The following is a 13,556-nucleotide window of genomic DNA, read 5'->3' on the forward strand; positions in this document are numbered from 1 at the left end:
ATTCTATTTTTTAATCACTTGATTTAATAACCGCTGGGTCATTTTCTCCAGCGGTGCTACTTCATTTGCAGCCCCCATATCAATAGCGGCCTTGGGCATTCCCCATACCACAGACGAAAACTCATCTTGCGCCAGCGTATAAGCCCCTTGTTGTTTTAACGCCAGTAAACCTTTCGCGCCATCACTTCCCATACCGGTTAATAGTGTGGCAACAATATACTTAGCACCAATTTCAAGTAATGAGTTAAACAGTACATCTACTGCGGGCTTATGCCTATTTACAGGTTCACCATCATCAAGCTGACAATATAATGCACTACCTTGTTTGCTAATGCGTAAATGTAGCCCGCCGGGAGCTATATAAGCGCATCCTGCTACCAGCTTATCGCCTTGTTGTGCCTCTTTTACGTTAATGGTACAGGTGCGCTGCATTCGCTCTGCAAATGAGGTACTAAATACAGGAGGAATATGCTGCGTTATTACAATGGGTGGGCAGTTTTTTGGCATGCGTATAAGTACTTCTTTTATCGCCTCCGTGCCTCCGGTTGACGCACCAATCGCAATCACTTTATTTACTAAAAATTCGGCATTAGTGGGGATAGGTTCTGCTACAGCACTATTTTTTTTATAGCCTCGAACCCGTGCACTGGCTGCCACTCTGACTTTTTGCTGAACAATATCAGCATATTGACTCATTTGCTCCTTAACGTTAACTGTTGGCTTAGCAATAAAGTCAACTGCACCAATCTCAAGCGCTTCAAGCGTAATGGGTGAACCTTTTTGTGTGAGTGTAGAAATCATCACAACCGGCATAGGACGTAAGCGCATCAGGTTTTTTAAAAAACTAATGCCGTCCATTTTTGGCATTTCAACATCCAACGTTAGTACATCCGGATTATATTTTTTGATCATCTCTCGGGCTTCGTATGGGTCTTGTGCACCCCCTACTACCACAATATCTTTTGCCTGTTGCAGTATCTCTGTCAGCAATTGTCTGATCAGTGCCGAGTCATCAATTATTAATACTTTAATCATAGCCATCCTTAAAACAGCTCTATATCAGTGGCTTTTGTTTGTTGCTCAAGATTATGTAAGTAACGCACTTCACGTTTTTCAATCGTATTATTGTGTAAGTTACGTAGCTTTTTAACTTGTACCTTTCCATTATGAGGATTAAAAAATATTTTTCGTGGCCAAGGCCCGCCCATATCATGCGCCACTAAATTTAGCGCTTCTTCTGCTATATATGCATTGGCAAAACTGATATTGCCAATACCAATATCTGTCATGGCGCTAATTATTTTGCCTCCCCCAAACAGTTTTACTTTTAAGTTTGCCCGGGATGCGCCATTTTTAAGCACTTCATTAATTAAATATTCCATAGCCCAATTACCGTAACGACAACTTAAACTATGCGCTTGCTCAATTCGCTCACCTTTTTGAATTGGTAGCATAAAGTGGTTAATCCCGCCTATGCCTAGCTTATCGTCGTAAACGCAGGCAGCAATACACGATCCTAGTACGGTGGTGATTAGCTCATCATTTTTAGAAACATAAAACTCACCTGGTAATACCTTAGCGACCACACGATCTCGCGAGGCGTCCCAATAGCGTTTAATATGCTCAAAACCCGCTAATACTGGCTTAAATTGCGTGTGCATGGGCTACTTTTTGATACATGGTTTTCCCTAAGTTTTTAAATAAAACATGCTCTTTACCCATGGTTTCTGAATGCCCTAAAAATAAATAACCTTGGTCATTAAGAATATCGGCATAACGGTTAAAAAGCTGATCCTTTGTCTCTTTATCAAAGTAAATCACTACATTTCGGCACAAAATCAAGTCGAAAGGGCCTTTCATTGGCCAGTCTTGTAATAAGTTTAAACGCTTAAATGAAATACATTGCTGCAGCTTAGGTTTAACCTTATAACTTTGCCCATCTTTACTGGTTAAAAACCAGCGTTTTAGTAAAGCATCATCAAGACCATTTACGTTCGCTGCGGTATAAATACCACTTTGCGCCTTCGCCAGTACATTAGAGTCAAGATCAGTGGCTAATATCTTCACATCCCAATCACTTGGAAAAGCTCCTTGCAGCGTCATTGCTAAACTATAGGGCTCTTCACCGGTAGAGCAGCCTGCAGACCAAATTCGAACGCGCTTAGTCTGTTTATTTGTCTTTAACAGGGTTGGTATTAACTGATCTTTTATAAACTCAAAGTGATGCATTTCACGAAAAAAAGAGGTTAGATTAGTGGTAATGGCATTGATAAATGCATCAAACTCCTGATCTTTATGATTTTTTAAGTAATCGAGGTAGCTTGAAAAGTTTGTTAATTTTCGCTCACGAATTCGTCTTGCCAAGCGTGAGTAGACCATCTCTCGCTTATGCTCTCCTAGTACAATACCGCAGGCGTTATAAACTAAATGAGCCACTTCCTTAAAATCACTATCCGTTAATAAAAACTCTTTCATTATTTGCTCTCATTTAAAAATAAAGCGAGGTTCACGCATACATTGCAGGTGAACCTAACTAAAGTGAGTTTAAAACTCCTCCCACTCTTCAGCCGAGTCTACAAAATTTTCACCTTTGCTTTTATTACTAACGAAGCTATTTTGTTGCTGATGAGATATTTCAGGTGTGCGAATAACAGGCGATACCACTGCCATATCTTGCTGGCCTAATGAGAAAAAGTGCAGTAAACGGCGCATTTCATTGGCTTGTTCCGCCATTGATTCACCTGCAGCCGATGCTTGTTCAACTAATGCCGCATTTTGCTGGGTCATTTCATCCATTTGTGATACAGCTTTATTTACTTGCTCAATACCTGCACTTTGCTCTTCAGAGGCTTGGGTAATATCGGCTATCATTTGCGTTACGCGTTTCACCGATACCACAATCTCTTGTAACGTCACACCTGACTCATTCACAAGCGCGCTACCGTCAGCAACTTTGCCAACACTGTCTCTAATTAGCTCTTTAATTTCTTTCGCTGCACCTGCCGAGCGCTGCGCTAAGTTACGTACTTCACCTGCAACAACCGCAAAACCTCGGCCTTGCTCACCGGCTCTAGCAGCCTCTACGGCAGCATTAAGTGCAAGCAAATTGGTTTGGAATGCTATTTCGTCTATCACTCCAATGATGTCGGCAATTTTCTTACTCGATTCATTAATCGCAGACATGCTGGTTACCGCTTTATTAACCACTTCTCCACCCTGAATCGCCTTATCACAGGTTTCTTCAGCTAAGTCATTTGCCACTTTAGCATTATCGGCGTTTTGGCGAACCGTACTGGTCATTTCTTCCATGCTAGAGGCTGTTTCCTCTAACGATGACGCTTGCTCTTCTGTGCGCTGGCTTAAATCAGCATTGCCTTGTGAAATTTCTTCAGCCCCACTGGCCACCAAAGTGGCTGATGTATTAATTCGGTTAATAACCTCAGTTAGTTTATCTGCTGTCGCATTTGCATCTGTTTTCAGTTTTTCAAACGAGCCTTGGTATTCTTTTTCAATCCGTTTAGATAAATCACCAGTGGCCATGGCATCGAGCATATTGCCAGTATCAGTTACCGCATCGTCAACCACTTTAACTAAACTATTAAGACCCTGAGCTAAACGTAAGAAAAAGCCATCTTTACCTTGCTCAGCTACTCGTGCATTTAAATCACCTTTGCTTGCTGCGCCGACTAATTGAGCAATTTCTTTTTCAATAGCGACTTCTGCGGTTCTGTCTTCCCACTCAACTACCGTCCCAATACGCTCATTGTCTGTGGTGATTATAGGGTTTGCCACTAAACCAAAGGTTCTGCCGCCCACTTTAATTTCTGTACTGTAAGTATCCGTTAACTTAGCCAACATATTTTGCTGATGGGCTGGATTTTTATGAAATATATCAATACTTTGATTAAGTAAGTTTTTGCTATCAAAGTTAGGTAAGTCAGTGCGTATATCATTTTGCGCAACACTCATCATATTTCTCACTGCGCTATTCATATACACAATGACATTCGAGGCATCAGCAATCATGGTATTGGTTGCCACGGTATCTAATGCTTGGCGAACACGTAAGTTTTCTTGCGCTCTAGCACGTTCAGCATCCGCTTTAGACACCTCATCAGTAATATCTTGCCATTCAACAATAGTACCTAAGCACTTGCCATCTTGATTTGTCCAAGGAGAAGCAATGATGTCAAAAATAAGACCAGCTAAATTCAACGAAGTTTTATAAGGAGCATCTAAGTTTTTTAGTCGCTCTTGCTGATTAGCTAGTTCCTGATGAAACTCATCAACACGGATATCCATTAACCCAGCGACTGAAAAACTAGGTAAAACAGTTTGCAACTCTTTTTCACGTGCTTTAAACATTTGCTTGATGCAGTCATTCACAAAAATAATGTTTAAATTTTTATCAGCAATCATCACACTTGCTTGGCATACTTTTAATGCGTTAGCCAAGTCGGCCGCTTTTTTAGAGGTTTTTTCTAGCTCTTTTTGCGCTGTGATATCGGTGGCGTACTTAATCACTTTAAATGGCTTACCATTCATATCATAAATAGGATTATAAGAGGCATATATCCAAATTTCCTCGCCTTGTTTACCTATTCTTAAATACTCACCACTGTCATACTCGCCACGCCCAAGTTTATCCCAAAACGCTTGATATTCTTGGCTATTTGCATATTCAGAAGTAACAAACAATCTATGATGCTGCCCTTGTATTTCATTTGCCTGATAACCAAATGTTTTTAAAAAATTATCATTAGCGCCAATAATGGTTCCATCTAAATTAAACTCAATAACCGCTTGTGACTTACTGATTGCGGTAATTTGGCCTGCAGCTTCAACCGCTTTTAACTTTTGCTCAGTAATGTCTGTTGCAAATTTAACGACTTTAAGTACTTGCCCTTGCGAGTCTATAACAGGATTGTATGTTGCTTGGATCCAGACTTCTTTGCCATTTTTTCCAATACGCTTAAATTCATCTGAAATAAATTCACCCGCGTTCAAACGCTGCCAAAATTGACGATATTCATCACTTTGCGTTTCGCTAGGGCTTACAAATAAAGAATGGTGCTGGCCTTGAATCTCAGCGAGTGAGTAGCCCATTACACGAAGAAAATTAACATTGGCAGTAATGATTCTTCCATTAGGCTCAAATTCAATTATTGCTAATGATTTATGCAATGCATTTATGATCAAATCATTGCTTGATTTAGACTGTTTTGAATTACTAAACCATCCCATGCTTATCACCACCTTTAAGTTATTTGCTTTATTTAGTTACTATTACCGCTAAATATTCATGGTTGCCTGTAGGTTAATTAGCGCGACCATTTTATCGCCCACATTCACTAGCCCTGCGACATATTCACTTTCATTTGTTTGGGTTAAACTCGGCACTGCTTTAGCGTCTTGCTCAGCAATACTGTAAACATCCGCTACGGCGTCTACCGTAATCCCCATCACTTTACTTTCTTGCTCAAACTCAACTTTTACAATAATGACTACCGTTAACGGTCCATACTCAATGGTGGGTAAACCAAAGCGCAATCGTAAATCAATAATTGGCACAATGGTGCCGCGTAAATTAATCACGCCTTTTACGTACTCAGGGGCATTTGGCAGTGCGGTTATATCTTCCCAGCTACGAATTTCTTGCACCGTTAATATATCTACTCCGTACTCTTCTTCAGCCATAATAAAGGTGAGAAACTGCTTAATGCCCTCTTTGCGCTGTAGTTCAATATTGCTATTTAATGCTATTGATTCAGAGAACATGAATCCTCCAAGATGGTCGATGGCTCAATACTCAATGCTTGGCTACCTGGCTTTTTTAACCCTGAAAGCTTTATCAAGCCGCTAATATCTAAAATTAACGAAACACGCCCATCACCTAAAATCGTTGCCCCCGACACACCATCCACTTTGTGGTAATTAGCCTCTAAGCTTTTTATAACCACCTGCTGTTGTGAAAGTAAATCGTCGACAAGTAACCCAACTTTTTGATTATCGTTTTCCACGACAACTAGTAAGGTTTTATCTAACGATTCAATGGCATTTTGGTGATTAAAAATGTCGTATAAACGTAAAATAGGAATGTATTCATCACGTAATCTGAGTACATCTAGGTCTTTACCAACACGGCTTACTTTTGCAATATCAATTTGCAACGATTCTACAATCGAGATCAGTGGAATAATGTAAGTATGCTTGGCTACTTTGACTAATTGCCCATCTAAAATAGCTAAAGTGAGCGGTAGCCGAATAGTAAAAGTAGAACCAATTCCAGCAGCAGATGTCACTTCTACCGAGCCATTTAATGATTGAATATTACGCTTAACCACATCCATACCCACACCACGGCCAGATAAGTCACTGACCTCATCAGCGGTAGAAAATCCTGGCATAAAAATGAGTTCGTTAATTTCATCATCTGTTAGCTCACTGTCAGCGGCGATCACTTCATTGGTAATCGCTTTTTCTTTGATCTTTTGAGTGTTAAGACCTTGGCCATCATCCATAATTTCAATGACGATATTGCCGCCCTGATGAAAGGCATTTAATGTAACCTTACCCACAGGATCTTTTCCTGCTGCAATACGTTTTTCTACCGTTTCAATACCATGATCCAATGAGTTTCTTACTAAATGCACCATAGGATCGGATATTTTTTCCATAACGGTTTTATCTAATTCTGTTTGTTCTCCTATCAGCTTTAACTCCACCTCTTTATTAAGCTTTTGGGCAATATCACGTACTAAACGTGGAAAACGACTGAACACAAAGTTAATTGGCAGCATGCGAATACGCATCACGTTTTCTTGTAAGTCGCGGGTGTTATGCGCTAATTGCGCAAGCCCCTCTTGAAGCGAGGTCACCGTGGTAGGCGTCATTTCTTGTTCGCTAAGCTGATTTAGCATCGCTTGGGTAATGACCAACTCTCCAACCATATTAATCAGTGAGTCGACCTTATCAATGCCAACACGAATGGAAGTTGACTCAGGCGCTGCTTTTGCACTGGTTGGTGCTTTTGGTTTATTGGTTTTGGGTTCAACAACCGTTTTTGGTGTTTCAATAACAGGTTCGTTGACCACTGCAGCTTCTGCTGCTTTACCATCATTAAATAAGCCACCACAAAGCTCAATTTTAATATCGGCATCGTCCTCAACCCACTCAAAAATTTCTCTAATTGCTTGATCGTCACGGTCAGTGTTTAAGAAAAATCGCCAATATAAAAAGCATTCATCGGTCGTTAAATCTTTAATATCAGGTATGACATCAGTAAACGCTTGTACTTCCAATTCACCAAGTTCAGCTAATTCACTAATCATAAACAGCGGTTCGTTACCCGTTTTAAACAAATGAAAATGCGGTTTAAAATCAATTTGATAAGTATTAATAATGACCTGTTCAACACTGGCTTCTGCCACTACGGTTTCACTTTCAGGCATGCCAAGTAATCTTTCAAACTGCTCTCGTAATGAGTCAGCTTGGCTTAAATCAGGCTCTTCCTGTACTTTAAGCGAATGCAACAAGGCTCTTAAACAATCTACTGATTTAAGTAATAAGTTAATATGTTCACTGCTTATATTTCGCTGACCTTCACGTATTTGATCCAGTAATGTTTCTAGAACATGAGTGAAGTTTGCGATTGAATTAAACCCAAAGGTAGCACTGCCTCCTTTAATAGAATGGGCAGCCCTAAAAATAGTATTAATGGTTTCTAAGTCTTCTTCGCCCGGCACTAAGTTGAGTAATTCAGTCTCCATAACATCGAGGCCTTCAAAACTCTCTTCAAAGAACACTTCAAAAAACTGGCTTAAATCAATACTCACAGTGCACTCCTAGGTTAGCGGATTACTTTTTTTAGCACGGCTAATAGTTGATCTGGATTGAAGGGCTTTACAATCCACCCTGTTGCCCCAGCAGCTTTCCCTTCTACCTTTTTATCCATGCCCGATTCTGTGGTTAACATAAGTAGCGGTGTAAACTTGTAATTCGGAAGCCCTCTTAACTCTCTGATAAGCGTGATCCCATCCATAACAGGCATATTTACATCAGAAATAACTGCATCAAAACCTTGCTGCTTGGCAATCGCTAATGCCTCACTACCGTCTTTGGCTTCGGTAACATCAAACCCTGCTGTTTTTAACGTAAAACTCACCATTTGACGCATTGATGCAGAATCATCTACAGCTAATATTCTTTTCATATAGACCTCTAATTAGTACTTTCTGGTGCTAAGTATTCACTTAAACCGAGTTGATCAATGGCATTGGTTAATGCATCACTACTGCCAACCCAGGCAATTTTTTGATTAATAGTAAGGAGATGTTTTTGTAGGGCACATAAAAGTTGAACCGAGGCCGTATCAGCAGACATTACATCGCTAATATCTAAGCAAATATCTCGGCTATTATTAAGTTCGCTTAATAAATCTTGATGTAAAACTTCAACATGAACAATTGAAAGTTCGTTTGGTAGTTTAAGCATTTTTTAAGCTTTTCCTTATCAACTCAATCCATAACAAAAGCTTAGACCGAGATAATGAAAACGCCATAAAAACGACTAAAAAATAACTAATTAATTAAAAACCGTTAATAAAAAACGCGAAAAGGGGCATAAAGCCCCTTTAAAATCGTAAAACCTTTAAAAGCTAGTTTTTGTAGTATTCGGCTATTTCAATAAATTCTGCGGTTAACTTAGTGGTGTTAACTAAAGGCACATCACCTTTTTTAAACTCAGGCTTAAAAATAGCTCTTAGTGCGCCACTGCCATCAACAAGGGCAACAGATGCACTATGATCCACCGCATAGTCGGATTCATTACTATCACTAATTGCGTAAATTAATCCAAGCTCGCGGACAAATGGAAATAAGTCTTTATGTTCACCTGATACAGCTAAAAAATCTGGATTAAAGTAATCTATGTACTCTTTACGTTTTTGAGCAATATCACGTTTAGGATCAACAGATATAAACCATACTTGTAGTGGATACTCAGCCTGCAAATTTTTATAGGCATTGTTGAGCTTAGCTAGCGTCATCGGGCAAATATCAGGGCAACTTGTGTAACCTAAAAACACTAAATTCCATTGGCCTAAAAACTGCTGTTTGGTTACTAACTTCCCTTGTTGATCACTCAACGAAAAGTCAGATAACGGTTTTGCGGTTTCATAAACTAACGCATCAAGATCTTGTAAATTTTTTTTATCACTACAGGCCGATAAAAAGAGTACTGAAAAAACAACTAAACCACACCATAACTGCTTCATATAACTAGCCATTTATCTATAAATAAGATGATAAATAGTATCATCAAATGAATAATCGAAAAACGAAATAAATCCATCGCAGTGTCTTCTTTGGCGGCAAACTTTAAGTTAATTGCTTTGTATATAAATACAATATTGAGAAGACATGCCCCGCTTAGATAAATAAGCCCTGACATGCCAATCAAATAAGGAAACACACATACAATGGCGAGTAATACCGAATATGCAAGCACGCATGTTTTACAAAAATCGATACCATGGGTGACCGGTAACATGGGGATTTTAGCCCGCTCATAATCACTTTTACGCGCGATGGCGAGCGCCCAAAAATGAGGTGGGGTCCAGGTAAATATAATCATCACCAGCAACCAAGGGGCTGCCGCCATTTGATTTGTTTCAGACACCCAACCGAGTAATGGAGGCATTGCACCGGCTAATCCCCCTATAACTATATTTTGTGGTGTGGCACGTTTTAAAAATGACGTATAAATAAACGCATAACCAACAAGTGCAAATAAGGTCAGTATGGCTGTGAGCGTATTTGCCCACAACATCAGCATAATAAACCCAGCAACCCCAATCACAGTGGCAAAGTTCAGTGCATGTAATTTACTTAAACGCCCTTTAGCAACAGGGCGATGGCGGGTGCGTGCCATTTTGCTATCAATTTCACTATCAACCACATGATTAATGACTGCGGCGGCCGCAGAGAGTAATCCAATTCCTAATAAACTGATGAACTGAACCCCAACACCTCTGCCAACATCAGGGGCTAGCGCTAAGCCAACCCATGCTGTTAACACTAGCATAGCCACTACTTTAAATTTACTTATTGCCAAATAATCTTGGATTAAGTGGTAACTTTTAGTCAATAACGATGCGCTGTAAACGGGCTGCATTGCTTTTTTATTAATTGTAAGTGCCATAATCATTCCCCTCTAAGTACGTACTTTTAGGTAATAACATAACCTAACCATAGTTAATAACAGTATGGCAGCCATTAAGTTATGCGCCAGTGCCACGCCTAACGGAAAATGAAAATGCACCACGGCTAACCCTAAAGCTATCTGGCAGAATAACGCCACTAACACACTCACCGTACAGCTTTTAATTTTTTGCGAATAGGCATGACTGTATATACGCCACATCACCAAGGCTAAAACAATGCAAGTAACTAAGGCCCATATTCGATGCAGTAAATGAATAGACATACGCGCCTGTTGCGACAACACACCAAATTCATAATTACTGTGCTCAAGGGGGAGCTGAAAGACACTACTGAATGAAAAAGGCTGAGCGTAACTACACAGCGGTAAGCCATTACAATGTGGAGCCGCATAATTAGCCGCTAACCAACCACCAAGGGCGATTTGTAAAATCAGTACCGTTAATGCCACGAGGCTTAATTTAAAGTGAGGTTTTGCGCCCGCATCACCACCCGTAATAGGTTGGCTGGTCAGACGCAAATACAATAGCGTTAATAACGCTAAAATACTAAATCCTCCGAGCAAATGCCCCATAACTATAAGCGGCTGTAGGTTCATAGTAACCGTCCACATACCTAATGCGGCCTGAAAAATAACAAGCAGCAGCAATATTATAGGCAACCTTACAGGCGTGGTTGGGTACTGACGCTTTAGAAAAGCTAAAATAAACAACACTAAAATTAATACCCCAAGCGTGCCTGCAAAGTAGCGATGGATCATTTCTTTCCATGCTTTTGCTTTTTCAAATATCATATCGGGATAACTTTGAATCGCTTGTGCAATCTCTGCTTCGTGTTTAGGCACGGTTAAAAAGCCATAACAACCAGGCCAATCGGGACAACCAAGCCCTGCGTCACTTAAACGCGTGTATGCGCCCAGAGCCACCACAATTAATGCGAATAAACTCGTTGCTAATACCAAATTTTTATAGTTTTTATACATAGCATCCTCTACTTAGCTCGAACGAGAGTAATTGAGTAATTTTTTTAGATCTTTTAATAACCCTTTTTGGATCAAACGGTTTTCTTGTGGTTGAGAACTAAATGGATACTCCAGTACAATTAGCCCCATATGATCGATTAAATACAAACTGGCAGGTTTTAACTGCTGTTGCTCATCAATAACATGCCAACGCGTTGTAACTAGCTCAGGCTGTCCCATAATAGCCATATCAACTTTGTGTTGGTTTTTGCCAAGGGCAACATATAAATTGTCTAAAGCGGCTAATTGCTCTGTGCAAGACGCTTTGCATTGTGCTGAATAATTTAAAGCGATGGTCCATTGCTTAGGGTTATGCTGCGCCCAATTGTCTAGCTTAATTTCACGCTCTAAAAATTCACCATGGTTAGTAATTGCTGTAGGTAGCCAATCAAGTTTTAACGCGCTGTAAGCCAGCACTAAGGGAATAGCGCAGCACACAGCAAAGAGTAACAGGGGTTTATTTTTCATTATCTATCCTCTTCCTGCTTGCAAAAATAGCGACCACCACACAGGCAACCGCAATTAAAAACCACTGTACTGAGTAGGCATAATGTTTTTCTGGACTCATAACAACGGCTTCATAATGAGGGGCAGCAATTTCATCAGCTTGACCTTGGCGGTAAGCCATAAAATTCACTAAAGGGCGATTAGATTGGCTACTCAATGCTTGTAAATCAATGATTTGAATTCGTTTGGCTAAATCCGACTGAGTATTGTTATTGGCTAAGGTAAAGCCACTTAAATTATCTTCTTTAATTTGTGCCGTTAACGTAAATTTACCACTAGGTATTGTTACGTTTGGTAGGATTTCTCTTGAACGTTCTGCTTTTACCCAGCCTAAGTTCACTAACAAAAAGCGTGATTCATCAGACAGTTTTAATAATGCCAGTAAGTCGTAACCAACCTGACCATTATAGATTTGGTTATCAAGCAACCAATAATTATTAGTGTCAAAATAACCATTTAACGAAACCAATACACCGGTTTTGTTCCACTCTTTTGGCAGCTGTTGTAACTCTGCCCAGCTCATTACGCCATGTTGTTGTATATTTTCAATGGCACTAAGCTGCTGTTGCTTTTGCTCTGCTCGCTGTAATTGCCAAAACCCTAGTCGCACACAAACCAATACCACAATAACAACCAAGCAAATTGTTATTATTGAGCTAAGCTTTTGTTTGTTAAATACAACTAACTGCATAAGGGTAAAATCCAGTGATTATTAAAATTATTATTGTTCTACTGTTATTATTTATATTATTTAATTTATTTCGTGCTTTATTAATTATGGTGTCAGGGAAAACCAATGGACGCCCTATGTCTCACTTTTTAGGGCGTCGGGTGTTATTTTCTGTTGTGGTATTAGTGATGGTGATTGCCGCACTAAAACTTGGTTTTATTACGGCAAATCAGTCCCCCTTAATCACTAAAGCACATACACAAATACAAACAAACACAGCCAAACAACATCAACAAAATGCCAGTACCAAGCTGCAGCTTGAAAGGCAAAGTGCTTATCTTTAGTGAAATGTCCTTTCATAATGCGCAAAAACACCACCAATAAAATAATTGTTCCTAAGGTGACGTGCATGCCGTGAAAGCCGGTTAACAAAAAGAAGGTATTGCCATAAATGCCCGCATCAAGGGTTAAGTTAAGATCGTTATAAGCATATATATACTCTTCTACCTGCAGCCCTAAAAAGCACACTCCGAGTAAAATGGTCGCTCCCAAGCATACTTTGAGTGGGGTACGTTTATTATTTTCCATCGCCACATGGGCAAAATGTAAAGTTACCGACGAGGCAAGCAAAATAAGGGTGTTGATAAGCGGCAACCCTTGCCAGCCCATTGCTTGGGTCGTGGTGCCTCCTGGGGTATTTAGCAATGGCCACATGGCTTCAAACGTCGGCCACAATACTTCATTTGTCATGGCGTTGTTATCCGCACCTCCAAGCCAAGGCACAGAAAACATGCGAGCATAAAAAAGCGCCCCAAAAAATGCCATGAAGAACATCACTTCTGAAAAAATAAACCAGCTCATACCTTGCCTAAAAGAACGGTCCATTTGTGCAGAATAAAGCCCTTGATCAGACTCGTGTATGACATTTTTAAACCAGCTAAACAGCATGTAAAGTAGTACAGCTATACCTACGTATAACAAGTAAACGCCATTACCACCCTCTTTGCCCATATCCATTACGGTTAAGGCTGCGCCTACCGCAATAAAAAATAACGCAACTGCCCCAACTATTGGCCATGGACTTTGCTCTGGTACATAATAATGTTCATATTTTTGATTCATTTTATTTGCTCCTAGT

The 13,556-nt window shown here is 40.0% G+C and carries 15 protein-coding genes; 1 reads left to right on the forward strand and 14 read right to left on the reverse strand.

Annotated features, from left to right (window positions below):
- Positions 1–3: 3 nt before the first annotated feature.
- From QL986_RS14015 to QL986_RS14075, 13 genes are all read right to left on the reverse strand, one after another.
- Complete coding sequence (locus QL986_RS14015) at positions 4–1,035, reverse strand: chemotaxis response regulator protein-glutamate methylesterase (protein ID WP_024602189.1); 1,032 nt, start codon at positions 1,033–1,035, stop codon at positions 4–6.
- Between the two features lie 8 nt (positions 1,036–1,043).
- Complete coding sequence (gene cheD / locus QL986_RS14020) at positions 1,044–1,661, reverse strand: chemoreceptor glutamine deamidase CheD (protein WP_024602188.1); 618 nt, start codon at positions 1,659–1,661, stop codon at positions 1,044–1,046.
- Positions 1,645–2,475: a protein-glutamate O-methyltransferase CheR gene (locus tag QL986_RS14025; RefSeq protein ID WP_024602187.1), complete on the reverse strand. Its 831-nt coding sequence runs from the start codon at positions 2,473–2,475 to the stop codon at positions 1,645–1,647. The genes cheD and QL986_RS14025 overlap by 17 nt, the downstream gene beginning before the upstream one ends.
- Before the next feature lie 69 nt (positions 2,476–2,544).
- A complete protein-coding gene (locus tag QL986_RS14030) occupies positions 2,545–5,244 on the reverse strand; it encodes a methyl-accepting chemotaxis protein (RefSeq protein ID WP_024602186.1) in 2,700 nt (899 codons plus the stop codon).
- 48 nt (positions 5,245–5,292) lie between these two features.
- Complete coding sequence (locus QL986_RS14035) at positions 5,293–5,778, reverse strand: chemotaxis protein CheW (protein ID WP_013466129.1); 486 nt, start codon at positions 5,776–5,778, stop codon at positions 5,293–5,295.
- Entirely contained in the window at positions 5,760–7,835 is a 2,076-nt protein-coding gene (locus QL986_RS14040) for a chemotaxis protein CheA (RefSeq protein WP_138686994.1), read from the reverse strand. The genes QL986_RS14035 and QL986_RS14040 overlap by 19 nt, the downstream gene beginning before the upstream one ends.
- A 14-nt stretch (positions 7,836–7,849) precedes the next feature.
- Complete coding sequence (locus QL986_RS14045; RefSeq protein WP_013466131.1) at positions 7,850–8,212, reverse strand: response regulator; 363 nt, start codon at positions 8,210–8,212, stop codon at positions 7,850–7,852.
- 8 nt (positions 8,213–8,220) lie between these two features.
- Positions 8,221–8,493 (reverse strand): STAS domain-containing protein, encoded by a 273-nt coding sequence (locus QL986_RS14050; RefSeq protein ID WP_024602184.1) that lies wholly within the window; start codon positions 8,491–8,493, stop codon positions 8,221–8,223.
- 163 nt (positions 8,494–8,656) lie between these two features.
- A complete protein-coding gene (locus QL986_RS14055; RefSeq protein ID WP_138686993.1) occupies positions 8,657–9,274 on the reverse strand; it encodes an SCO family protein in 618 nt (205 codons plus the stop codon).
- The gene (cyoE, locus tag QL986_RS14060; protein WP_138686992.1) at positions 9,271–10,200 is read right to left on the reverse strand and encodes a heme o synthase; all 930 of its coding nucleotides are present in this window, start codon (positions 10,198–10,200) and stop codon (positions 9,271–9,273) included. The genes QL986_RS14055 and cyoE overlap by 4 nt, the downstream gene beginning before the upstream one ends.
- 12 nt (positions 10,201–10,212) lie before the next feature.
- On the reverse strand, positions 10,213–11,202 hold the full coding sequence (locus QL986_RS14065; protein WP_138686991.1) for a COX15/CtaA family protein: 990 nt from the start codon (positions 11,200–11,202) through the stop codon (positions 10,213–10,215).
- Between the two features lie 12 nt (positions 11,203–11,214).
- The gene (locus QL986_RS14070; RefSeq protein ID WP_013466136.1) at positions 11,215–11,709 is read right to left on the reverse strand and encodes a hypothetical protein; all 495 of its coding nucleotides are present in this window, start codon (positions 11,707–11,709) and stop codon (positions 11,215–11,217) included.
- Positions 11,699–12,439 carry an SURF1 family protein gene (locus QL986_RS14075; RefSeq protein ID WP_013466137.1) on the reverse strand — a complete coding sequence of 247 codons (741 nt, stop codon included), beginning with the start codon at positions 12,437–12,439 and terminating at the stop codon, positions 11,699–11,701. Before QL986_RS14075 ends, QL986_RS14070 begins: the two co-directional genes overlap by 11 nt.
- Before the next feature lie 14 nt (positions 12,440–12,453).
- On the opposite strand from QL986_RS14075, the gene QL986_RS18880 reads away from it, so the two are divergent.
- A complete protein-coding gene (locus QL986_RS18880) occupies positions 12,454–12,762 on the forward strand; it encodes a DUF2909 family protein (protein WP_081485455.1) in 309 nt (102 codons plus the stop codon).
- Here QL986_RS18880 and QL986_RS14085 read toward each other — a convergent pair.
- The gene (locus QL986_RS14085) at positions 12,665–13,540 is read right to left on the reverse strand and encodes a cytochrome c oxidase subunit 3 (protein ID WP_013466138.1); all 876 of its coding nucleotides are present in this window, start codon (positions 13,538–13,540) and stop codon (positions 12,665–12,667) included. The genes QL986_RS18880 and QL986_RS14085 overlap by 98 nt on opposite strands.
- Positions 13,541–13,556: the final 16 nt, after the last annotated feature.

Origin of the sequence: Pseudoalteromonas sp. APC 3250 (genome assembly GCF_030407915.1) — a bacterium.
GTDB lineage: Bacteria > Pseudomonadota > Gammaproteobacteria > Enterobacterales > Alteromonadaceae > Pseudoalteromonas > Pseudoalteromonas tetraodonis.